This is a genomic window from Jeotgalicoccus sp. FSL K6-3177, from assembly GCF_038050175.1.
GTDB lineage: Bacteria > Bacillota > Bacilli > Staphylococcales > Salinicoccaceae > Jeotgalicoccus > Jeotgalicoccus nanhaiensis.
Genome location: NZ_JBBOSK010000001.1, coordinates 2353519 through 2377224 on the forward strand (window position 1 = coordinate 2353519; position 23706 = coordinate 2377224).

The 23706-nt window shown below is 40.3% G+C and carries 24 protein-coding genes and 1 tRNA gene; 12 read left to right on the forward strand and 13 right to left on the reverse strand.

Annotated features, from left to right (window positions below):
- Positions 1 to 55: 55 nt before the first annotated feature.
- Together MHH58_RS12055 and MHH58_RS12060 are read right to left on the reverse strand one after the other, a co-directional pair.
- On the reverse strand, positions 56 to 496 hold the full coding sequence (locus MHH58_RS12055; protein WP_135097231.1) for an SRPBCC family protein: 441 nt from the start codon (positions 494 to 496) through the stop codon (positions 56 to 58).
- A gap of 66 nt (positions 497 to 562) precedes the next feature.
- Positions 563 to 1963 (reverse strand): YfcC family protein, encoded by a 1401-nt coding sequence (locus MHH58_RS12060; RefSeq protein WP_135097233.1) that lies wholly within the window; start codon positions 1961 to 1963, stop codon positions 563 to 565.
- Positions 1964 to 2162: 199 nt separating this feature from the next.
- On the opposite strand from MHH58_RS12060, the gene MHH58_RS12065 reads away from it, so the two are divergent.
- The 6 genes from MHH58_RS12065 to MHH58_RS12090 all read left to right on the forward strand — a co-directional run bounded on the left by MHH58_RS12065 (position 2163) and on the right by MHH58_RS12090 (position 8205).
- A complete protein-coding gene (locus MHH58_RS12065; protein WP_341346020.1) occupies positions 2163 to 4157 on the forward strand; it encodes a catalase in 1995 nt (664 codons plus the stop codon).
- Positions 4158 to 4443: 286 nt separating this feature from the next.
- On the forward strand, positions 4444 to 5724 hold the full coding sequence (codB, locus tag MHH58_RS12070; RefSeq protein WP_341346021.1) for a cytosine permease: 1281 nt from the start codon (positions 4444 to 4446) through the stop codon (positions 5722 to 5724).
- The gene (gene codA / locus MHH58_RS12075) at positions 5714 to 6976 is read left to right on the forward strand and encodes a cytosine deaminase (RefSeq protein ID WP_341346022.1); all 1263 of its coding nucleotides are present in this window, start codon (positions 5714 to 5716) and stop codon (positions 6974 to 6976) included. The genes codB and codA overlap by 11 nt, the downstream gene beginning before the upstream one ends.
- Positions 6977 to 7080: 104 nt before the next feature.
- Positions 7081 to 7317, forward strand: a complete 237-nt coding sequence (locus MHH58_RS12080; protein ID WP_341346023.1) for a glutaredoxin family protein — start codon at positions 7081 to 7083, stop codon at positions 7315 to 7317.
- Positions 7318 to 7402: 85 nt separating this feature from the next.
- The gene (locus MHH58_RS12085; RefSeq protein ID WP_341346024.1) at positions 7403 to 7558 is read left to right on the forward strand and encodes a hypothetical protein; all 156 of its coding nucleotides are present in this window, start codon (positions 7403 to 7405) and stop codon (positions 7556 to 7558) included.
- Entirely contained in the window at positions 7558 to 8205 is a 648-nt protein-coding gene (locus tag MHH58_RS12090; protein WP_341346025.1) for a DsbA family oxidoreductase, read from the forward strand. Before MHH58_RS12085 ends, MHH58_RS12090 begins: the two co-directional genes overlap by 1 nt.
- Positions 8206 to 8787: 582 nt before the next feature.
- On the opposite strand, the gene MHH58_RS12095 is transcribed toward MHH58_RS12090, so the two are convergent.
- On the reverse strand, positions 8788 to 9336 hold the full coding sequence (locus MHH58_RS12095; protein ID WP_341346026.1) for a superoxide dismutase family protein: 549 nt from the start codon (positions 9334 to 9336) through the stop codon (positions 8788 to 8790).
- Positions 9337 to 9453: 117 nt separating this feature from the next.
- Here MHH58_RS12095 and MHH58_RS12100 point away from each other — a divergent pair, with 117 nt between their 5' ends.
- Positions 9454 to 10218: a sulfite exporter TauE/SafE family protein gene (locus MHH58_RS12100; protein ID WP_341346027.1), complete on the forward strand. Its 765-nt coding sequence runs from the start codon at positions 9454 to 9456 to the stop codon at positions 10216 to 10218.
- On the opposite strand, the gene MHH58_RS12105 is transcribed toward MHH58_RS12100, so the two are convergent.
- Positions 10215 to 11357 (reverse strand): glycerate kinase family protein, encoded by a 1143-nt coding sequence (locus tag MHH58_RS12105; RefSeq protein ID WP_341346028.1) that lies wholly within the window; start codon positions 11355 to 11357, stop codon positions 10215 to 10217. The genes MHH58_RS12100 and MHH58_RS12105 overlap by 4 nt on opposite strands.
- Positions 11358 to 11576: 219 nt before the next feature.
- Between MHH58_RS12105 and MHH58_RS12110 the strand changes: the two genes are divergently transcribed.
- The 3 genes from MHH58_RS12110 to MHH58_RS12120 all read left to right on the forward strand — a co-directional run bounded on the left by MHH58_RS12110 (position 11577) and on the right by MHH58_RS12120 (position 14045).
- Positions 11577 to 12389 carry a hypothetical protein gene (locus tag MHH58_RS12110; RefSeq protein ID WP_341346029.1) on the forward strand — a complete coding sequence of 271 codons (813 nt, stop codon included), beginning with the start codon at positions 11577 to 11579 and terminating at the stop codon, positions 12387 to 12389.
- Between the two features lie 66 nt (positions 12390 to 12455).
- Positions 12456 to 13451, forward strand: coding sequence for an acrylyl-CoA reductase family protein (locus MHH58_RS12115; RefSeq protein ID WP_341346030.1), 996 nt, complete (start codon positions 12456 to 12458; stop codon positions 13449 to 13451).
- 24 nt (positions 13452 to 13475) lie between these two features.
- On the forward strand, positions 13476 to 14045 hold the full coding sequence (locus MHH58_RS12120; protein WP_341346031.1) for a hypothetical protein: 570 nt from the start codon (positions 13476 to 13478) through the stop codon (positions 14043 to 14045).
- Positions 14046 to 14191: 146 nt separating this feature from the next.
- Here the strand turns inward: MHH58_RS12120 and MHH58_RS12125 are convergent, their stop codons facing one another.
- The 4 genes from MHH58_RS12125 to MHH58_RS12140 all read right to left on the reverse strand — a co-directional run bounded on the left by MHH58_RS12125 (position 14192) and on the right by MHH58_RS12140 (position 17861).
- Positions 14192 to 14971, reverse strand: a complete 780-nt coding sequence (locus MHH58_RS12125; RefSeq protein ID WP_341346032.1) for a sulfite exporter TauE/SafE family protein — start codon at positions 14969 to 14971, stop codon at positions 14192 to 14194.
- Entirely contained in the window at positions 14971 to 16332 is a 1362-nt protein-coding gene (locus MHH58_RS12130) for an MBL fold metallo-hydrolase (RefSeq protein ID WP_341346033.1), read from the reverse strand. The genes MHH58_RS12125 and MHH58_RS12130 overlap by 1 nt, the downstream gene beginning before the upstream one ends.
- A 31-nt stretch (positions 16333 to 16363) precedes the next feature.
- Positions 16364 to 17467: a DsrE/DsrF/DrsH-like family protein gene (locus MHH58_RS12135; RefSeq protein ID WP_341346034.1), complete on the reverse strand. Its 1104-nt coding sequence runs from the start codon at positions 17465 to 17467 to the stop codon at positions 16364 to 16366.
- Between the two features lie 109 nt (positions 17468 to 17576).
- On the reverse strand, positions 17577 to 17861 hold the full coding sequence (locus tag MHH58_RS12140) for a metal-sensitive transcriptional regulator (RefSeq protein WP_115885607.1): 285 nt from the start codon (positions 17859 to 17861) through the stop codon (positions 17577 to 17579).
- Positions 17862 to 18006: 145 nt separating this feature from the next.
- On the opposite strand from MHH58_RS12140, the gene MHH58_RS12145 reads away from it, so the two are divergent.
- Positions 18007 to 18609 carry a class I SAM-dependent methyltransferase gene (locus MHH58_RS12145; RefSeq protein WP_341346035.1) on the forward strand — a complete coding sequence of 201 codons (603 nt, stop codon included), beginning with the start codon at positions 18007 to 18009 and terminating at the stop codon, positions 18607 to 18609.
- Between the two features lie 62 nt (positions 18610 to 18671).
- Here the strand turns inward: MHH58_RS12145 and MHH58_RS12150 are convergent, their stop codons facing one another.
- A complete protein-coding gene (locus MHH58_RS12150; protein ID WP_341346036.1) occupies positions 18672 to 19097 on the reverse strand; it encodes an OsmC family protein in 426 nt (141 codons plus the stop codon).
- Positions 19098 to 19190: 93 nt separating this feature from the next.
- Complete coding sequence (locus MHH58_RS12155) at positions 19191 to 20801, reverse strand: M20/M25/M40 family metallo-hydrolase (RefSeq protein ID WP_341346037.1); 1611 nt, start codon at positions 20799 to 20801, stop codon at positions 19191 to 19193.
- Between the two features lie 212 nt (positions 20802 to 21013).
- On the opposite strand from MHH58_RS12155, the gene MHH58_RS12160 reads away from it, so the two are divergent.
- Positions 21014 to 21086 (forward strand) — tRNA-Ala (locus MHH58_RS12160).
- Positions 21087 to 21141: 55 nt separating this feature from the next.
- Here the strand turns inward: MHH58_RS12160 and MHH58_RS12165 are convergent.
- The 3 genes from MHH58_RS12165 to MHH58_RS12175 are packed head-to-tail and all read right to left on the reverse strand — an operon-like array spanning position 21142 to position 23594.
- On the reverse strand, positions 21142 to 22149 hold the full coding sequence (locus MHH58_RS12165; protein WP_341346038.1) for a WD40/YVTN/BNR-like repeat-containing protein: 1008 nt from the start codon (positions 22147 to 22149) through the stop codon (positions 21142 to 21144).
- Positions 22150 to 22182: 33 nt separating this feature from the next.
- On the reverse strand, positions 22183 to 22893 hold the full coding sequence (locus tag MHH58_RS12170) for a DUF998 domain-containing protein (protein ID WP_135097259.1): 711 nt from the start codon (positions 22891 to 22893) through the stop codon (positions 22183 to 22185).
- Positions 22894 to 22925: 32 nt separating this feature from the next.
- The gene (locus tag MHH58_RS12175; RefSeq protein ID WP_341346039.1) at positions 22926 to 23594 is read right to left on the reverse strand and encodes a pentapeptide repeat-containing protein; all 669 of its coding nucleotides are present in this window, start codon (positions 23592 to 23594) and stop codon (positions 22926 to 22928) included.
- Positions 23595 to 23706 lie beyond the last annotated feature (112 nt).

The following is a 23706-nucleotide window of genomic DNA, read 5'->3' on the forward strand; positions in this document are numbered from 1 at the left end:
TAAAAGCTTCCTGTCTAAATTCGGCAGGAAGCTTTCCCAAATAAATTAACTTTATTTAATTTTCACTGATTACTGCTTCTTCAAATTTCTTCATTTCCTTATTCATCACTGATTTAACAACAGGTTTCGCTGTCAGTACAAACATTCTGACACCTACGCTGCTTTCTATAGATGATTTCACGGTAAGTTCAGAGTATTCACCTTTGGATTCCACGTTAAATAACGTTGTTATAACGCCCTGTTTTAACCTGGTTTTCATTATAATCTTATTGTTATCAGCGTATTCGATGATCTCATTTCTGAAACGGTAAGTCTTCTCTCTAACGCCGAGCGTTATTCTGAATTTAGTTCCTTTAGCACGTTTTCCTTTTGTACTATATTGAATATCTTTAAGAATACTGAATATATTTTTTAATTGCCTGTCATCATTTATGACTGCAAATACTTCTTCCGGTGATGCTTCCAGTTTGTCATTACGATAGCTGTATATATCCATGTGCTGTCACCTGCCTTTGTATTTATCTTTTCGTTACGACTATCTTTCGTTTTTTTACCCTGTCATTTAAAATGGTCCGAGATTAATCAGCACGGCGACTGTCAGAAGCACAAACGCTATTCCCGTCCATATTAAAAACAGCGGGAAAAACCACTTTGCCCATTTAATCCATGAAACTCCTGCTACAGCGAGACTGGCCATGAGCGGACCTGATGTCGGATATAATACATTTGAAAAACCATCACCGAACTGAAAGGCGAGAACACTGACCTGACGTGTAATACCTATCATGTCCGCGAGCGGTGTTTGAATCGGCATCATAATTGCTGCCTGCCCGCTTCCGGAGGGTACAAAGAAATTAAATACAGAGTTCATGATAAACATTCCGATTGCTGTTGCTACCGGCGGCAAGGCCGATAGAGGCTCAGATAATGCATTCACGAGTGTGTCTAGGATTTGACCGTTTTCCATGATTACGAGCACAGCTCTGGCCAGTCCGATAATCAGTGCACCATATACAAGGTTTTTACAGCCCTCTAAAAATGTAATAGCTATTGTATTGTAATTCATTCCTGCTATTATGCCTGCTATCAGTCCTATAATAACAAAAAATGCTGCCATATGATCTGTTGTCCATTGAAATTTAACTACCGCAAAGACGAAAAATATTAAAGCTGCACCAGTCCAAATTAAAATCAGCTTATGCCGGCCGGAAAAATTTTCGTCAAAATTCAGTTCACTTTCTCCATCCTGCTCTATACCGATTAGGCTTCTCGACGGGTCATTTAATATTTTCTTACAGTAACGCCACGTATACCAGATTGTCACACCAACCAGAAGGACAAAAGCAATTAGCCTGAATACCATGCCGGAAAACAGCGGAAGTTCTGATATATTATGGGCTATTCCCACTGTATAGGGATTAAGAAAACCTGCAGAAAAACCGACAAATGCCGCGTTAAATGTAATTGCGACTGCAACGAGTGCATCAAGTTTCAATGCTTTAACGAGCAGCACTCCTATGGCAACAAAAGGAATTACCGAGTTCGCGAGAGCTCCCACTGCTCCTCCCAAAGCAAATAAAATTATTATCGTTGCAATCAGCAGAAATTCCTTCCCTTTCATCGTGTCGATTGCTGAATAGATTCCTGTATGTATCGCACCGGATTTGTTGATAATTTCGAACATCCCGCCGGCAAACAATACCAGAAATATCAATCCGGCACTTTCAACCATCCCTGTCTGGACTGACATAAATATATCCATGAAGCCTGCCGGCGAAGATTCAACATTCTCAAATGTCCCCGAGATTACAGTTGTAACCCCATCTGTTTCCTCCCTGTCAAACGCTCCGGCCGGCACAATATATGTTGCTGCTGCTGCCATTAACAGCACCGCAAAAACAATGACATATGTATCTGGAAACTCCCGCTTCTTCCGCTTTCTTTTATCCGATTCTTTGACCATAAAACAACACCCCTTTTAACGTCTGAATATTCTATAAATTTAAAAATATATTACTATACTACCATAGATATAAATTATGCAAATTGTATTTTTATGCATTTAAATTAAGTACTGCTCCAATTACCTTTTATAATTTGGTTAATTACATTAAAGACGGGTATTTATAATATGTATTTTAATTTTCAGGAGGGGATCTTTAATGTCTAAAAAGAAAGACGAACTGAATCAGCGAGATACAATTGATAACACTAAGAAGGCGCCGCTTACGACGAATCAGGGTCTGCCTGTGAGCGAAGACGAATTTTCATTAAAAGCCGGTGAACGCGGTCCGACTTTAATGGAGGATTTTCATTTCCGTGAAAAAATGACTCATTTTGACCATGAAAGAATCCCGGAACGTGTCGTACATGCCCGCGGTTTTGCTTTTCATGGTGAATTCGAAGTTTACGAATCCTTAGAAAAATATACAAAAGCAAAATTCCTTACAGAACCAGGTAAAAAAACACCGGTCTTTGTCAGATTTTCCACAGTTGCCGGAAGCCGCGGTTCAATGGATATTCCACGTGATGTACGCGGTTTTGCCACTAAGTTTTATACGGAGGAAGGCAATTATGATTTAGTCGGTAACAATATGCCTGTTTTCTTCATGCAGGATGCTATTAAGTTCCCGGACTTCGTCCACGCAGTAAAACCTGAACCTCATAATGAAATGCCTCAAGCAGCTTCGGCCCACAATACTTTCTGGGATTATGTATCAATGAACACTGAAAGTGCCCATATGGTTATGTGGCTGATGAGTGACCGTGCAATTCCAAGAAGTTTTAATATGATGGAAGGTTTTGGTGTGCATGCCTTCAGACTAGTAAACGCAGAAGGCAAGAGCCATTTTGTTAAATTCCACTGGAAACCAAAAGACGGCATGCATTCAGTACTTTGGGACGAAGCACAAATAATCAACGGTAAAAACATCGACTTCAACCGCCAGACTATGTGGGAAAATGTTGAAAAAGGAATTCCGGCAGAATTCGAGCTCGGGCTTCAGATTATTCCTGAAGAAGATGAATTCAAAATGGATTTTGATATCCTGGATCCGACAAAATTATGGCCGGAAGAAGATGTACCTGTACAGATAGTTGGTAAGATGACGCTCAACCAGAATGTTGACAACGTCTTCGCAGAAACAGAACAGGTAGCATTCCATCCCGGCAGTGTAGTTCCGGGAATTGATTTCACTAATGATCCCCTTCTGCAGGGCAGATTGTTCTCCTATACAGATACGCAGTTAATCCGTCTCGGCGGTCCAAATTTCCATCAGCTGCCGATTAACAGACCTCTATGTCCGTTTTCAAATAACCAGCGTGACGGTTATGGACAGATGTCTATTCATAAAGGACAGACGTCGTATCATATTAACCAGATGAATGATAATCAGCCGGAACCGGCAAGCGCTGATGACGGCGGTTACGAGCATTATCATGAAAAAGTAGAAGGCAGAAAAGTTCAGGCACGAAGCGACAGTTTTAAAGACCACTTCAGCCAGGCAAAACTTTTCTTAAATTCATTATCAACACACGAGAAACAGCACTTGTACGACGCTTTCAGCTTCGAACTCGGCAAGTGTGATATGGAAATTAGAAACCAAGTCATTTCAGAACTGATAAATCATATTGACCGCGACCTGACAGAATATGTCGCCGATAAGGTGGGTGCTGAACTCCCTGATGAAGTAAATGAATCAACTTATGAAAAAAGTTCACCAGCACTCAGCATGACGAACACTAATTTCTCTCTGAATACACGTACAGTGGGAGTCATTATTATGCCTGATGTTGCTGAGACAACATTGAAAGAAACTAAGCAGAAACTTGAGGAACAGGGACTTCAGCTGACCTTTATTTCAGATAAAATCTACCACATCGGTGATATTACGCTGGATGCGACCTTCGATACCGTACACTCAGTACTGTTCGATTCACTAATTGTCATAAGCGGTGAAAAACCTCTGCCCGCTCCGGCAATTGAAAATCTGGAAATCGCTTATAAACACAAAAAAGCAATTGGTTTCGGCACTGATTCAGTAAATATATTTGATTCTCTGTCATTCTCTCAAAATGATCCGGGAATCACTGATATAGAACAGGATTTCGACGGTTTCTTAAACAACGTTAAAGGTCACAGAGTGTGGGAAAGATAATTTTTTGACTTGAAAAGCGTGACATTAAAAATATTATGTGTAATACTAGTCATTAATTAAATACTGGTGCCTTTAAATCAGTCCAGAGAGACTGACAAGGACAGCGCGATGTAATATTAGTGCGGTTAAACACGCCCTCGCCGAGGGAAGTTTGCCGTACCTTATTATAGAAAAAGCTTCTTGTCATGTTTCTGGCAGGAAGCTTTCTTTTTGCCTGAAACCATAACGAGAAGTGCCCTTTTCGGCGCCAGTTTCTTAAATTCAAAAGATACTGGAGGAGTTATGTATGTCATCTCATGACAAAGAATTCTCACTTGAGGCAGTGCCTCAGTCAAGTCGCAAAGGTTTTTGGAATATTTTAGCCGTTATGCTTTCACTGAGCTTTTTCTCAGCGAGTATGTGGTCAGGCGGAACATTAGGTGAAGGGCTGTCTTTTACGAGCTTTATTCTGATTGTTCTTGCCGGTAATTTAATACTCGGTTTATACACAGGCGCGCTCGCTTATATCGCTGCTAAAACCGGGTTATCGACTCATCTTCTTGCTCGTTATGCTTTCGGTAAGCAAGGCTCTTATATTACTTCTTTTCTGCTCGCATCCACCCAGGTGTGCTGGTTTGGTGTCGGTCTTGCTATGTTTGCTGTACCTGTGTCGATTGCTACAGGGATTAACGTATTTGTGTTAATCGGGGTCTTCGGTGCGCTGATGACTATCTCGTCAATTTTCGGTTTAAAAGCTCTCGCGCTTCTCGGTTTTATCAGTGTGCCGACTATCGCAATATTTGGTTCTTATTCTGTGACCGATGCTGTCAATTCAATGGGCGGCATGGAAGCTCTCTTTGCTTATGAACCTTCACAGTCAATCAGTATTGCTCTCGCGCTGACTATCTGTGTAGGATCCTTTATCAGTGCCGGAACACTGACTCCCGATTTCACACGTTTTGCAAAATCAGCTAAATCTGCAGTCAGCTCAAGCATAGTCGCTTTCTTTTTAGGGAACTCACTGATGTTCCTGTTCGGCGCAGTCGGTGCTATGGCATTTGGTATTGCTGATATTTCAGAAGTGATGCTGCTTCAAGGGCTAATGATTCCGGCCATTATTGTACTCGGCTTAAATATCTGGACGACAAACGACAGCGCACTTTACGCGTCAGGTCTGGGTTTTGCAAATATTTTCAAGCTCCCTAAAAAATATATCGTCGTATTCAATGGTATATTAGGAACCATCGCAGCGATGTGGCTGTACAATAACTTTGTCGGATTCTTAACACTGCTGGGTTCTGCCTTGCCGTCAATCGGTGCAATTATACTCGCAGATTACTTTATTGTCAGACGCGGAAAATATGCAGCATACAGTATAGTAGAATTTAAATCGTTAAACCGCGTTGCTCTCTTCGCCTGGATTGCCGGTATTGCTTTAGCAAATTTCGCACCGGGAATTCCTCCGCTTAACGCTTTACTTGGAAGCAGTGTCATTTACGTTGCAGGTATGAAACTTGCAGCATATAAAGAAACAGTTTCAGTTAAAACTCCAATAAAAACAAAGGATGAGATTGTACGTGATTATTAAAAATGCTTCACTCAGAGGAAAGACAGGATTATGGAACATCACAATTGAAAATGGAAAATTTAAAAATATTACACAAGATAAAGTTAAAGACACCGAGAATACTCTAGATGTAAACGGATCACTTGTACTGCCGCCGTTTATTGAACCGCATATCCATCTGGATACGACGCTGACCGCCGGTGAACCGGAATGGAATTTAAGCGGCACCTTATTTGAAGGTATCCAGAGATGGTCCGAACGCAAGGAATCATTAACAATCGAAGATGTTAAAACCCGCTCGAAAAAAGCAATTAAATGGCAGATTGCCCAGGGTATTCAGCACATCCGCACACATGTAGATGTTACTGATCCGGAGCTGACCGCCTTAAAAGCAATGATTGAAGTAAAAGAAGAACTTGCAGAGTTCGTAAACATTCAGCTGGTTGCTTTTCCGCAGGAAGGGATTTTATCGTATCCGAACGGCAAAGAACTGCTGGAAGAAGCCGTAAAACTCGGTGCAGATGTAGTCGGCGGCATCCCCCACTTCGAATTCACGAGAGAGTACGGGGTGGAATCGATGAAAATCGCCTTCGATTTAGCAGAAAAATACGACAAGCTGGTCGATATTCACTGCGATGAAATCGATGACGAGCAGTCGCGTTTCGTGGAAGTTGTCGCAAATGAAGCCTACCAGCGCGGCTACGGCGATAAAACGACCGCGAGCCATACAACAGCAATGGGTTCCTATAATGATGCTTATACAGCTAAACTGTTCCGTCTGCTTAAGATGTCCAATATCAACTTTGTTTCTAATCCGCTGATTAATATTCACCTTCAGGGCCGTTTTGATACGTACCCGAAACGCCGCGGACTCACGAGAGTGAAAGAAATCCAGGCAGCAGGCATGAATATCTGTTTCGGCCACGATGATATCTTTGATCCGTGGTACCCGCTCGGCACAGGAAACATGCTGCAGGTGCTTCACATGGGTATTCATGCAGCACAATTAATGGGTTACGAAGAAATTATCAACTCAATTGATCTGGTTACAAAAAACAGTGCAAAAACTCTCCACATTGAAGAAGAATACGGCATAGAAGCAGGCAAACCTGCAAACTTTATCGTGCTGAATGCCGATAATGAATACGACGTTATCCGCAAACAGGCAGTTGTGACACATTCATACCGAAACGGGAAACTGATTGCGGGAACAAAACCTGCAGAAACGATGATTAATCTCGGTACAGAAGAGAAAATTGATTTTGAAAGATAAGACGACTATCCACTGCCGTTGCTCTGCAGCAGGCAGTTTTTTCGTTATTGCACAGCTATCTTGTTAAAATTAAGTAACTAATGGAAAATGAAAGAGGAAACATTATGACTGAAAAAGCAGTAATCTACACATCTGCGACATGTCCAGTATGCGGCATGGCGAAAGATCTTTTAAATTCAATGGATATAGAATATAAAGAAATCAAAGTCGATATCAATCCGGTCTCGACCGTCAGACTGATTGCGAAAACAGGTAAATTCACAGTACCTCAGACGATTATTAATGGCAAAGTTATTTCCGGCTTCAATCCTGATAAAGTCATTGAAGCGGTGCACGACTAACAGGCAGTTTTATCGAGTAATTTCATGCACCCTGTTAAAATTAAAGACAGTGAAAGATCCGTTTTACATGAAAGGAGCTTTAATCATGAGTGTAAAAGAAAATGAGAACAATATCTCAAAAGAAGAGCCAAAAGAAATTAAAGGAATTGAGACTTTAGATTTTGGCACTTCAGGTATGGTATGTGACTTCGAGACCGGTGTATGCGGTCCAATCAACGAAGAGAAGGAGGATAAAAAATAATGAAAATTACAATCTGGTCAGATTTTGTATGTCCATTCTGCTTTATCGGACAGGCGAACTTAGATAACGCACTTAAAACATTTGCACATAAAGACGAAGTTGAAATTGAATACAAGAGCTTCCAGCTGATGCCGGATGCTGAATACACACCGGGTGAAACGTACGCTGAAACTTTTGCTAAAATGAAAGGCATTCCTGAAGAACGCGCTAAAGGCATGTTTTCACAAGTAATAGAAACAGGAGAAAAAGCAGGCGTTGAAATTAACTATGATATCGCTAAATTAACGAATACATTCGATGCTCACCGCGTGTTCCAGTATGCCAAAGAACAAGGTAAAGGAACTGACTTCTTTAAAGCACTCTACGATGCACACTTCACAAACGGCGAGGTGCTGAATGATGAAGAAACACTCGCCCGTCTGTCAGAATCAGTCGGTTTAGACGGTGATACTGTGCGCGGTATCATCAACAGCGATCAATATAAACAGGACGTCAATGTCGACATCTCACAAGCATCACAACTAGGAGTACAGGGCGTGCCATTCTTCCTGGTAAACGATAAATATTCTATCTCAGGCGCGCAGCCTGTCGAATTATTCGAAGAAGCATTAGAGAAGATTTACCATGAAGGACAGGACGCTGAATAAGGAATGATTTTTTGGGGGTGGTATTTTGAGTTGGTATGAGAGTCTGTCATGCTAACCCTGGAGCTCTGGGATACACATGAGATTCAATCATACCAACCCCAGAGCCCTGGGATACACATGAGACCCAATCATATCAACCCCAGCACCCTGGGATACACATGAGACCCGATCATGCCAACCCTAGAACCCTGGGATATACATGAGATCCGATCATACCAACCCCAGTGCCGCCGGATACACATGAGACCCAATCATATCAACCCCAGAACCCTGGGGTACACATGAGACCCAATCATACCAATCCCAGAACCCTGGGGTACACATGAAACCCAATCATACCAACCCCAGAGCCCTGGGATACATATGAGATCTAATCATACCAATCCCAGAACCCTGGGATACACATGAGACCCAATCATACCAACCCCAGAGCCCTGGGATACACATGAGACCCAATCATATCAACCCCAGCTCCCTGGGATATACATGAGATTCGATCATACCAACCCCAGTACTATCTTCAGCCTAACGAAAGGCCGGATAATCCATCTTCAGGATTATCCGGCCTTTTTTCATTTAAAATTATTTAGCTTCTGAAATGACACCGCAAGCAACCGGAGTACCCGCATCGCCTGAAGGCTGGGTCATGTAATCATCTTCACCTGAGTGAATGATTAATGCAGTTCCTTCTTCTGTCATCAAAGTATTCTCCAGATTTTCATCTAAAATAGAAACATTCTCAGCATTAATCTCCGTTGAAACCGTACCATCTTCTGCAACTTCAATATTTTCTAAATCTCCTGCATGAGGTCCGTCTTCATGATCAAAGCCGTGAGCTGCATCTGTCGGATTATAGTGATCTCCGGCCGTTTCAAAGTCAGGTCCTTCACACATTCCGGCATTATGAATATGAATGCCGTGCATTCCGGGTTCAAGTCCTTCAGCTTCCAGTGCGATTGTTAATCCATCATCCGCTTCAGAGAAAGTTGCTGTGCCTATCTCTTCTTCATCGCCGTTTATCATGGTGACTTCAATTTCTTCCGATGGGTCCTGTGTCGGCGCTTCACCGTCGCTGCATGCTGCGAGTACCAGAATCGCGAGTAACATTGGCAAGTACATCAAACGCTTCATAATAATCCCTCCAGCTTTTTGTAAACCTGTTCCCCTGTTCAACTCATTTAAACCTTCATTCTAAAACAAAGAGTGATATGATAAATTTCAAATACTCAAATATATGGAGATGTTTTCATGGAGACTATCTTATATGTTTTAACTTTTGATTTTTGGCTGTTGTTTATTATCGGTATCGGGTCCTCGATTATCGGCTCCATGTTCGGGGCTGCCGGTTTAGTGACAATTCCCGCCATGCTTATCGTTGGAATCCCGATTCATCTCAGTATTGCCGCCAATAAATTTGCTACGGGCCTGTCCGCCTTTACCAATGTCATGACTTTTTACCGCAGAAAGAGTCTCGATTTAAAAATGACTGCCAAACAAATAACCACAGGTATTGCAGGCGGTGTATGCGGTGCTTTTTTTGCCACACAGCTGTCGGAACATACTATGAATATTATTGCCTCTATGCTGCTTGTTTTTGCTTTTTTCATCGTTATAATCAGCAGAAAATATATGGATGAAATGACCCCTTCCCGTCAGCCGAAGAGCACAAAGTTAGTCGCTCCTTTTTTTATCAGTATATATGATGGAGGATTCGGTCCGGGATCTGCGACCATGAGTATTACCTATTATCTCCATCGCAGTTACGGCTATCAGAAAGCTGCTGAGTTTTCCCGGGTAATAATTTTTGCAAGCTGTTTCGGAGGTTTTATCTGGTTCTACATTCAAGGTCTGGTCCGGTGGGATATAGCAATCCCAGTGACACTCGGTGCCATTATCGGTTCCCATATTGGAATTCTGCTGCTGCCGAAACTGAATATGAAGTGGGTCCGTCTGATTCTTCCGCTGATATTTCTTATCCTTATTGCACAAGTATTCATAGAGCTGTTTTTCTAATATATTTTTACGTTCAGCACTCTCATAATCTGTTCAACGGTTTTTTCAATATTAATACGTGTCCGTTCATGTTCCATAGCGGCTTCAACAGAAATGGGCGAACGTTGTATTGAAAACACCGCATCGATTCCATGATGATTTAAGTTATAGGCATCTTCGGTCAGACTGCCACCGACCGCAATGATCGGAATAGTATACTTCTCCGCTAAAGCGGCGAGACCTGCAGGCACTTTTCCCATCGATGTCTGAGCATCAAGCTGACCTTCACCTGTAATAATCAAATCCGCTGTTTTTAACTCCTCTTCAATGCCGAGGACATCCATAATTAACTCAACGCCGGATTCCAGCTGACCGTTTAAATAGCCGTGAAAAGCAGCACCGAGTCCGCCTGCAGCACCGCCGCCTTCAATATTAGCGATATCGATATTCATTTCTTTTTGTGTCAGCTCAGCGTAGTGCACTAAACCCGCATCCAGCACTTTCAGCATTTCACTATTGGCACCCTTTTGCGGTCCAAAGATGTATGATGCACCCTGCTCGCCGTATAAAATATTGGAAACATCACAAGCTACTCTGAATTCGCAGTCTTTAAACTTGCGGCTTTCAGCGATCTGTTTAATTGGATGTATTTGAGATAAAAACCCGCCGCCAAAGTGAATCTCTTTACCTTCACTATCACGGAACTCGTAACCCAGCGCCTGAAGCATGCCGACGCCCCCGTCGTTCGTTGCACTGCCGCCGAGACCGATAATGAACCTTCTCGCACCTTGTTTAAAAGCATGATTGATTAATTCACCGACACCGTAAGTTGTAGTTATAAGCGGATTCAACTGATCTTTAGACAACAATGTTAACCCGCATGCTGATGCGACTTCTATAATTGCGAGATTTTCATCTTTAATTAAGCCGTAAGACGCATCAACCGACGAGCCAAGCGGACCTGTGACAGACACTTCAATTAGGCTCCCATTCATACCGTCGACCAGAGTCTCCACAGTCCCCTCTCCACCGTCAGCCATAGCAAATGATTTTACAACAGACTCCGGAAACACCTGCTTTATACCTTTTTCAACCGCCTGATTCGCGCCGACAGAAGATAAACTGCCTTTAAATGAATCCATACCTGTGATGACTTTCATCTGGTTTTCCTCCAAGAGTAACTTTAATTGGTTTTAAACATACTGTTTTCATTTATTACATTCTAAGGATATCGAGTCATAATTAAATCACTATCAATCCCATGACTTCTGTCAACGTAATTACATCGTACCTATTCTTTTCAATTAAATATGTGGTTTGAAGTAATTACTATTTATGACTATATTAATATACAATGCTAATTGCGAGGAGATAATAACATGAATATCGATAATATTTTTTCAACTTTAAACTTAGTAAATTTATATTTACCATTAATCACTCTTTTAATACCACTTATTTTTAAAATATTTAAAGTTTTCCATGTAGATGATATGGACTTAAACAAGAAGAGTAGAAATTTTAAAAAACTGCTAAAATCTACTGTAAATGTTTTCTTTATATTTTTATTTATTTTACTTTTCCTTTTTACTTTATCCATTCAATTTATACAAACGCACAATAATGAATGGGAAAGTATTCCGAATAAAGATGATATTTATATTACAGCTTTACTATTTTACTCATTTGTCTCTATCATTTTAGCTTTATATGCTTTTCTAATCTTTTCAAATTTTAAAACTGAAATATATTTAATTTTGAAAAAATCATATACTCAAAGAAAGTATAAGATTATTAGTAAAATTAATGAACAAAACATGGTAATAATCAAATATCAAGATCCAAACAAACTTGATACCATATATGAAAAAGCATTTGATATAAAAGAAGAAGCTTTAATATTTCAACATGCCTCTGAAAATATTATTCTACAAGATTTAGATTTTATTAAAAGTAAATCTCCTCGTTGGCTACGAGTTTCATTAATGTTGTTAATAAAAATAATAATTATATTCTCATTATTTTATACTTTCGAGATTTTTTTTGGTTATATTGAACTTAGTTCATTTACAAATAGTTTTTCTTGGTCATTATTAACAATATGTATAATCATTTCTTTAACTTCTATTATTCCAATAATTCTTGGTATTGTTCTTCTTAAAAAAGCTTATAAATATAGATGGTACAAATAAGCTTTATGTAATTAGTTTATTTAATTTAAGGGTACTGTTAACCAAAGTATTTTTAGGAGGCTTACAATGGATTCTTTCAAAGCTTTAGTTGCTGATAAAACTGACGAAGGTACTGAGATGAGCATCAAGGTGCTCGAAATAGAAGATTTAACCGAAGGTGACGTGCTGATTGATGTGCACTATTCCAGCGTCAATTATAAAGATGGCATGGTGGCGGCAAAAGGTGAAATTGCGGAGTATTTCCCGATTATCCCGGGCATTGATCTTGCCGGTGAGGTTATTGAGTCAAAGGATGACAAGTTTAAAAAAGGGGATGCTGTCATCGCGACGAGCTACAAAATTGGCACGGGAATTTCAGGCGGTTTTTCTGAAATCGCACGTGTTCCGGCCGAATGGGTTGTACCCTTACCTGAAGGCATAACTTTAAAAGAGTCGATGGAACTCGGTACAGCTGGTTTAACAGCCGGCATTTCAATTACAAAGCTCGAACAAGCCGGCATGCATCCTGATAACGGTGATGTTCTGGTCGCCGGGGCTTCCGGCGGGACAGGCAGTTTATCCGTTAATATGCTGTCTTCAGCAGGTTACAATGTTATTGCAAGCACCGGCAGTATGGATGAAGCAGACTATTTAAAATCAATCGGCGCAGCAAAAATCATTCATCGTGATGAAGTGATTAACCAGGATAGCAAACCGGTTGTAAAACCTGCCTATCAGGCAGCTGTTGACCCGGTCGGCGGCAAGACGACAGAATATATTATTAAGAGCCTTAAACCCGAAGGCGCACTTGCAACATTCGGTCTTGTCGGCGGCATTCAAGTCCGTACAACAGTTCTACCGTTCATCGGACGCGGTATTCACTGGCTCGGAGTCGACTCCGTTTTTTATCCTATGGAAAAACGTAAAAAAGTCTGGGACAGATTAGCGAATGATTTAAAACTGGACATTCATACAAAAGAAGTCGTCAACGAAGTGAGTCTCGAGGAACTGCCGCAGGTGCTTCAAGATATTATCAACGGAAAAGTCAGAGGCCGCACGATTGTTAACTTAAAAAACAGCTAGTTTATACAACAGGAGTGAAGATAAATGGGGTTGGGAAGCTTTACGATTGTCACAGGTTTACTAGTGACAGCTGCACTTTATATTATTACCTGTCTGTCATTCTATTTTGTTATAAGAAAAGCCGGATACAGAAATAAGTGGATGGCTTTTGTGCCGATACTTTCAATATATAAACAGCTTTGCTTCGTATACGATTACTTTAAAGCTGATCAAGTGCTGAATGGCACGATGCCAGCAGTAAAATACCAGGATGTCAGAAGAAATTTTGTCTCTTCAGCAACAGTCGCATATGTTATTCTGCTGTTTATTGGAGCTTTTCTTTTTTCATTACTATTGGAGTTTAACGTTCTTGCAATCGACAGCAGTGCTCTAGATATTATTACTAATGCAGCCAGCATAATTGTTAACGCAGCTGTCGGTTTCTTTATTTTAAGAAGTTTTATAAATAAAGAAACCGGTGAGAGCATTTCACCATTAATGGCTTTTCTGCTGGTTGTTCTTGGCATTGTCACTATAGGATTCAGTTGGATTGCCGTATATTTCTATCTCGGCTTAAACGACAAACATTATTACGCCTTTCGATTTGATGATTGATATGAAAAGAAAGAAGCCCGAGAATATAAAATGCCCCAAAAAGTTTAACTTTTTGGGGCATTTCATTTAGCTAAGCTTTAAGAGGTCTTTTGCAGTTTCTATAAAATATTCCTTCACCAGTTACATTAGATTTTTCGATTTTCTAGCTATACAAATATTTCCAGCCATATTTTTACGGCTGTTCCTAAAATGAGCAATCCCAAAATCCATTGTAAAATAGTCACATTAATTTTCTGTCCGGCTTTCGCTCCGAGCGGGGCTGCAAGGAGACTCGCTGCAATCATAATAACTGCAGGACCGTACAGGACCTGATCGGTAAATACTTTTCCTGCTGTTGTCCCGATAGAAGAAATAAAAGTTACTGCAAGGCTCGTTGCAATCGTTATCCTTGTCGGTATTTTAAGAACGACGAGCATAATCGGCACTAATATAAAGGCGCCTGCTGCCCCCACAATGCCCGAAGCTGTTCCGGTTATAAAGGCCAGTCCTGCAGCTAGAAATCTATTGAACTGAAGGTCGTCTCCAGGTGAAAAAGGTACTTCCTTTTTAGGCATAAACATCATCACAACCGCAATTGTTGCAAGTACCGCATAGACGATATTAATCTGACTTTCTGTAAGAAAGCCGGAGCCGTATGCACCGAGAAGACTGCCGAGCAGTATTGCAACGCCCATATAAAGTATCAGTTTTATATTTAAATAACCGCTATTTTTATAGGCCCAGACACCGCCTATCGTAGCAAAAAATACCTGCACAGCACTGATACCTGCCACTTCATGGGGTGTGAATGAAGCGAATCCAAACATGGCAGGTATATAGAGCAGCATCGGATATTTTATAATAGAACCACCGATTCCTACCATACCCGATATAAAAGAACCGATAAAACCAATTAAGAATATGACAATGATAAATGTGATATCCATTATCTCAACGCTTCTTTAATGCCTGTATATCCTTTTTCGATATTTATAACATTATCGAATCCGCGGGCTTTAAGCACACTCATTGCGATCGCTGAGCGGACTCCCGTTTGGCAATGAACATATATTTCTTCTTCTCTATCAAATGGAATTTCTTTGTCCTGCAGATGACCAAAATGAATATGCTCTGCCTGATTAAGATTTCCTTCTTTGTATTCCGCAGTTGAACGAACATCAAGAACAGATTTGTCTTCTGCATTTTCAGTAAAATCTTCCGGTGCAATATTTTTATAAGAATCATTAAAGTACTGCTCTACCTGATCGCTTGGCACAATCAGCTGAAGATTATCAAAACCGATGGCTGCAAAGTCTTTCTGCAGTGTTTCACTTAAGTCTGGATCCGCAATAACAGTCATGGGTTCATCATAATTGATGTACCATCCTGCAAACTGAAGAAATTTTCTATTATAGGGAATATTAATTGCACCTTTTTTGAATCCTTCTTTAAATTCTTCTTTACTTCTTAAATCGAACAGCTGTCCCGGTAATACTTCCGGTATACCCACATCTATTTTTCTTATTTTGAATTCAGGCAATCCTTCCTGATTCACTTTTTTCATTTGTGCAAAATAACTTGGAGGTTCCGGCTGGTCACTTGTCAATTCGTTGATAAATGCCTCTTTATCTTCATATTTGAAGACCCAGTTATTTTTCTTTTCATAGCCTAACGTAGATAGTGGTACAGCACCTAGGGATTTACCGCATGCACTGCCTGCCCCGTGGCCCGGCCATACTTGAAGGAAGTCAGGATAGTTATCCAATTTTTTCAGCGAATCAAACATGGCATTTGCACCTTCTTCTGTGGTTCCTTCCATGTTCGCTGCCTCTTCAAGCAAGTCAGGACGTCCGATATCTCCGACAAATAAAAAATCTCCGGTAAATATACCCATTGGTTCCTCACTGCCGCCTCCGCTGTCAGTCAATACAAACGATATACTCTCCGGGGTATGTCCCGGCGTATGGATGACACTTAATTCGACTTTACCAACGTTGATAGTATCTCCCTCTTTAAGAAATACAGTCTCTTCAGGGACATTCTGATACTTCCAATTTTCATCGCCTTCATCGGATACGTACAGTTTAGCGCCGAAAACTCTGGCAGTGTCACGGAGACCCGAGGCAAAATCAGCATGAATATGTGTTTCTGTCGCTTGTGTAATTTTAAATCCTTCTGCATCTGCTGTTTCCTTATATTCATCAAGCACACGTTTTGGATCGATGATAATAGCTTCTTTTGTCTGCTGACATGCGACCATATATGACGTTTGTGAAAGTTTTTGATCGTAAAATTGTTTAAAATACATTTTATATACTCTCCTCTTTTATTTAAAATTTCTAGATGAACAGATTAAGATTTCCGTTTTCTGCATCTCCGAGATAAGTCCCTACTCCGCCGAGTTCCACATTCGGTAATAGCTCATCTTTATCGACTGCCATAATATCCATGCTCATGGTGCAGGCAACCATCTTAACGCCCAGCTGATCTGCTTTTGTAATCATTTCTGATAAAGCGTCAACTTTTTTCTTCTTCATTACATGCTGAATCATCTTAGATCCCATACCAAACATATTCATTTTAGAAATAGGGAGTTTAGATGCCGACTTCGGCATCATCATACTGAATATTTTATCCAGTCCTTTTTTATTCTTTTTAGCTGCATGTGGGTTTTTAACTACATTTAATCCCCAGAACGTAAAGAACATTGTGACGTCTTTCCCCATACCTCTGGCACCACTTGCGATAATAAATGAGGCAAGTGCTTTGTCCATGTCTCCGCTGAATACAACCATTGTCGCCCCGTCTTTTGTCTCTTTCATCTGATAACCATCAGAAGCAGATTTCGTTAGTACATCGTTTTTTTGAAGTACTGCCGTTACATGACCATCTGCTAATTCATTTTTTACTACTGCATGACCTTTCTTTTTCGCCCATGCTTCAACATCAGTTGAAAAACCGGGATCTGTTACTTTAATTTCCATTTGTTTTCCTGTTTCCAAATCTTCCATTACTTCGTTTACTTTAAGCAGCGGCCCCGGACATTGCAGCCCGTACGCTTCAATTTTTAACCTTTCAGGGTCGAGATTAATATCTTCCTGATCAGTTTTGGAATTGTACGCAGAATAATCTGATTCAGTTTCTGCACTGTTGAATTGTCCTGTGTAAGCAGAAAATCCGCCATTCAGACTAACAGCATTAAAGCCGTTTGCTTTCAGCAGCTCTGCTGCATTTTCACTCCGTCTTCCACTTTTGCAATAAGTAAATATAGTCTTATCTGCCGGCAATTCTTCCAAACGATGACTGAGTTCCTGTAACGGAATATGTTTAGCCTGTGAAACATGACCCATGTCATATTCAAAGTTCTCTCTGACATCCAGCAGGTACTCTCCCGCCTTCAGCAGCTCATCCGTATCATTCATGTGATAAACAGTTTGTTTCAATTTATAACTTCCTCTCTTCTAAATACCTCTAGGGGTATATTAACAAGCGCAGTTATTTTTGTCAAATACCCTGCAGGGTATATTAGATTTTAAAATTAAAAGCAGAATCTTATCTGCTTTTATTTAATAATTCTACAGCTTCTTTAATTAAATCATCTGTATTCTGATCTGGATGTACCATTGCTTCTTTCACACATTCGACCAGGTTTTCACTGATGATAACATTCATTGTCCGGTCGAGCGCATTTTTTGCCGCACTCAGCTGGGTTACTACATCTCTGCAGTTTTCACCATCTTCCATCATTTTTTTTGCACCGTTAATTTGTCCCTGCAGCCGGTTAATGCGATTAATAATCGCTTTATCATATACATAACTTTTCTCTTCAGCAGACATATACATCCTCTTTTCACTTTTATTCATGCAATATCTTATATTAAAAAAATGAAAGAGTCAAATACCCCGCAAGGTATTTTGCGTGAAATTTCATAATGTCTCTATTAGACTGATAATAGTAACTTAATATGAATAGAGTGTTTGTATGAATCACTGGGATGAAAAATTCAAAACTGATGAATATGTCTACGGTGTTGAACCTAATGAATGGCTGCGGTCGGTCCTTAATGAACAGACAGATAAAGATATCGCTCTGCTTGCAGAAGGCGAAGGCCGGAATGCTGTCTATCTCGCGAAACTTGGAAATAAGGTGACGACTTATGATTTCTCAAAAGAAGGTATTGAAAAAACAAAACGTCTGGCAGAATCCGAAGACGTTGATGTCGATACTCACCTGCAGGATATAACAGTTAAAAATGTATTGCCTCGTGAGAGCTACGATATCAGCGCAAGCATTTTCGGTCATGTTCCAGAGTCAGGTAAATATGAAATGTTTGCTAATTTAATAGAATGTGTAAAACCGGGCGGCTTAATTATCTTTGAATTCTATTCCGTAAACCAGCTGGAATATAAAACCGGCGGGCCTAAGGATATAACCATGCTTTATGAGGTGGATGAAATCAAAAGTTACCTGGAAGACTTTTCTTTGGAGGTTATTAGTCTGAAAGAAGTCGTCACCGAAAGAAATGAAGGTACAGCCCATAACGGACAAGCTTCTGTTATACAGGGCCAGCTGAAAAAGTTATAAAATGGCAGCCGCTGCTTACAAAAAAATCCTGAATGGAGTTATCCATTCAGGATTTTCTTTCTTTACTCGAATATAATTTTACCTTCGATTTTAATCTCAGCGTCTGCTCTCTTAAGCAGATTACCCACGTGACATCCCATATCAGCTGTATTAAATGCACGTTCTACAAATTTAATCTCTTCTTCAGTAGCGTTTTCCGGCATGGTCACTTCGGGATAATGCACAATTTTTAGCCCTTGATCTTTTGAGTTAACAGCATCCGTTGCCATCGTAAGATTTTTAACCGGCAAATTTCGTGCTGCAGTCAAAGCAATCAGTGTCATTGCATAGCATGATGCAGCAGAAGCAGCCAGCAGTTCAGTCGGATTAGCACCTTCTCCGCTTCCTCCTGACACTGTCGGAATTGCAATCTGCGTATCCATCTTGTCAGCTGTAATTGTACCTGTTCCTTTTGTACTGCCATTCCATACGGTTTTTAAATGAGCCATAGATACTGCCCCCTTTAGGGTGGTTTTTAATTTTATATCGTAATAATCTTGCTGACTATATACCCTCTTTTTACTCTCTTTATTATCAAGATATTAGTTAAAAACTTTATTTATAATTTTTCTGAGCACTGCCGGCATCATTTCAAATGCATTTTTCTTATGCAGCCGTTCGGTCATCTTATGCGCGTCCTTCCCGTACGGCCCGATATTCATCACAGGGGCACTCAGCTGCTGCATAGCTTCAAAAGGTATTGAATATGTTTCTCCCCATAGCGGCGCATTATTTTTAAATGACTGCCAGCCCTTATCTTCGGGGTTATAGTTCACATAACTGAGATCTGAGATACCGTTGAAGTAATGTTTGCTCGTTACATCATAATTGTATTTGCTCTGCATTTCACTTTTAGCCGCTTCAATCAGTTTTTTCACTAATTCATCATCGGAAGAGTTTACTGCCGGCATATATGGCGGAGCAAACATCAGTACTGTTGCCGGTGCCAGCTCCTGGCAATACTCCATCAGCTGGTCCGCAATCAGCAGGGTAATCTTCCGCTCATCCGCACCATTACTTTCGACCACTTTCCGGATTAATTGATCCGCTTCATCTTTACTGTATTTATCGATAAAGTAATCGAGCACTTCGTGATACTCCAGCACCCTGATGCAATTCAGTGCTTTTACATTATTAGCCTCACATATTCTTTCATAGTCCGTCTTACACTCGTGCATAGCATCTTCAGCAATTTCTTTAAACGTCAGCATGACATCTTTTGCCGTCTGAGACAGTGTAAACACATTATACAAGGCGTAACTGTGATGAGATGTCTGCACATCGTAATTCTCTTTTAAATCATTGGCCTGCAGGCAGACCGGCAGCGGGGTTGTTTCACCGTCAAAAGTTTCTTGAAACTTATTCGTGAATTCCATCTTTTTCGTTAAATATGAACCGATGAAATGTGATGTGATACCGCTCATCGGTTCACCTGCATGAGTCGGCACACCGTAAAACAGTGCTGCCGGCAATATTTTACCGATTGAACCCGAATATATGTAATGATTTTTGTCATGCGGCTCTTGTGTAAATGATGGTTCCCCGTTTAAGAACAATTTTATATTTAGTTTGCGTGTTTTGGATATTTCGAGAATACCGGGCACTGCACTGAGCATGCCTGCAGAACTGACTTCTTCATCAGGCACAGTTACAAGCAGTAAATTGACCGGCCATTCCTCACGTGCTGCCTGTTCAAGTAAGTGCATGTGCAGCACGAGTCCCATTTTCATATCCATAATGCCGCGTCCGAATATATATTGATTTGTATATAAATCTTCTCTAGCATCCGGTGTTAAGAAATCGGGATTATCGTAAAAGGCTTGCGTCAGTTTTTCAGGACTGAATGCGAGTCCCTGCAGCTGACCGTATTCTTTAATACCAACTGTATCAAAGTGACTGATCAGCACGACAGTATCCGAGCTTTTATCTGTTTTATATAAAGCTGTTAATGCATTCCTGTCTTTTTTCGCATCAAATAATTTAATGTCGTCCGGGTTGAATTTAAAATAATCCAGTTCTTTAAATTTCTCCGTCAGCTTATAAGGAAAATCAATCTCTCCCTCTGTCCCCGATAAACTTCTCCACTCCGTTAACTCATAAAGCAGCGTTTCAAGCTGCGCTGGTGACCCCCATAAACATTCTTGCTGTTCCATATACATAACTCCCTTTGTTTACAATAAAATCGTAGCCGGTAAATTTCCCGGGAAACTTTGTTATTCATGCTTTCCTTCTACTTTATATTAAATGTCTTAATATTGAAAATATATAGTATAATCTTTGATAAGGTGACGGAGAAAAATAAAATTCAGGAATTATATTGAGTAAAAGCTGAAGATAGCCTACAATGTATGTAATGCAATTTTAAGGGGCCATAGCTCAGCTGGGAGAGCGTTGCGCTGGCAGTGCAAAGGTCAGGGGTTCGAGCCCCCTTGGCTCCACTTACTTAAAACAGCCGTCTCATATTAATATGAGACGGCTGTTTTTGTGTTCAGTTTAATTAGTCAGACAGGCTGAGTTAATTTTATTCTTTGTGACTTCTGCCGGGAAATCGACCGGCACTTTCATCCAGGTTTTACCGCGGTCAACTGAATGATAGACACCCTTATTATTAACGCCGTAAAAAACACTCGGTACATCAGATGATGTTAAAAGGTGAGTCACAATCGTACCTTTGCCGTCCGGCAGCCCTTCTGTGACTTCCTGCCACGGTTCATCTTTTTGTTTACGGAAAATTTTCATTTCCGTCTTTTCCCTTTCCGGCATATAAGCGGATGCCGGTCCTCTTGCACCGGAGACAAGAACAGTGTCTTTATCACCCGGGTCAGCTGCGACATGCACTAAATACGTAAAATCACCGAGACCTTCATTATCAGTCTGCCACGATTCGCCTTTATCGTCACTCCATGCATAACCACCTCCGCCTGCTTCATACAGCAGATTATCATCATCAGGATGAATAATCACATTATGCACATCAAACTGCGAGCCGTCTTTACGATCTTCAAATGATTCGCCATTATCAATTGAACGCATAATACCGCCAAGCTCAATGCCGGCCAGAACAAATGATTCATCCATAATACCGCTCGCTATATCTTTAACGTGATGTGTATCAGGACGCGGCGGAAAACTCCATTCGGATTTCGACGGCAGATCCTGAAGTGCAGTCATTTCGGCCCACGTTTCACCATCGTCGGCTGAATAATGAAGTTCGCTCGGTTCGGTTCCGACGTACAGTCTTTTAGACACAGGACTAATATGAAGCGACATGATTCTTTTCGGTAATGCATCCTCTCCGACCGCTTCAAAAGACTCTCCGTTACCCCGGCTCCGAAACAAACCGTCATCGAAAGTCCCGATGTAAATCGTCTCCGACAATTCATCAGCAGCCACTGCACGCACATCATCATAACCTGTTTCTATCTCTTTAATCGACCAGTCCTGCTCTCTGCCTGAAACCCTGAAAATTTTAGATCCTGAAGTAAAATAAATTGAAGTCATTAATATTCCTCCTTAATTAATCTCACATAAAACCTATTTACGTTTAATTGATTTATTCAGCAGCATAACTCCTGTAACAACCATCCACAGCCAGATTGAAGCATAAAGTGCCCTCTGAATTAAGCCTCCCGGCAGCTCAGGAAACACAAGTTGTAAAAATATAAACAGCAGACTCAGTAAATTAAGCATCAGACAGAAATAAGTCCATTTTGATAATTTCGGCATTGTACTTCTAATTGCCCATCCAATAATAATTAAAGCAGGTATTTGAACAAACATTCCCGGCAATGAAGCAAATGTGTGGACTAAAAAGTTTATATCAGCGGGGAATATTCCTGAAAAACTGTAGCTGACTCCGAAAATAACGAGCAGCACAGTCGCTGTTTTGGTTTTCTTGTTATCCGACCAAAATTTATGAAGAAAAATTGCACCGGTAAAAACTGCTATTCCGGTTAAAGTAAACGTCCAGTTCATCGTCAAGTGAGCTGGTGAACAAATTTCATAAGCAGCGAGCTCATATGTATCTATTCCACATATAGTTACACCTAAATCACTCATCGGCTGTTTTAAGAAATTATACGGTACAGTACTTGCTCTAATGACCAAAAGTTCAACGATAAAATATAAACTTAATGTAATCCAGGACAGCGCACCAATAATTTTTGTAACCTCACATTTATCTTTTAATGCTAATGCCGCAATGAACATACTCACGGTTAAGATGCCCATTAATATATAAGACATGACTTCCCCCCTGCACCTGCTGCAAGTTCTATTTAATCATCTTTCACTACCAGTCCCATCAATGCTGCCATCTGAATCGCCTGCACACTCGAAACGATGCATCCTTCCAAATCTTCGCGTTTAATACTTAATGATTCAAAATGAGATGAACTGATATCAATACCTTTAAGCGGCGTATCAACAAATCTGGCTTCTGACAAATCACAATTGTCGAAACCGATATTTTTAAATTTATTATTAAAGAAATCTGCTGTAACCATTCTCGCATTTTCAAACAGCACATTCTCAAGTTTAGATTCGCTTATTCCCGATAAGTTTAACAGTGATTCAGAAAACTTAACGTTTTTAATTCTGGATTCATCGAAACTGACGCCAATCATTTTGCAGTTAACAAATTCAACATTATGGACAGAAGCACCGCTAAATACTGTATTTGAAAAGTCACAGTTAACAAATCTTGTATCAGTTAAATCTGCATTATCAAATTCATTATTCGATAAATTACTATTCTTAATTACGGAGTTATATGAGATTAATCTTCTAAGGTCAGTATCAAGAAATTCAGCATCGTTAATTTCAATACCATCAAATATCTGATCCTCATCATTCACAATTGCTTCATAAGAAACGATTTCTAATTCGCCTGCTATTTTCAAAGGTTTTAACTTCATTTTGTCTTCCTCACTCTTCATAATTTTCATTTATACCCTCATTATAAAAAACCATAACACATTAAGCGTTATGGTCCTTCTGAAAGCATTCTATTTATTTTTAAAGCTGGGTCTCACTTGTCCAGTTTATACAACGGCGTTG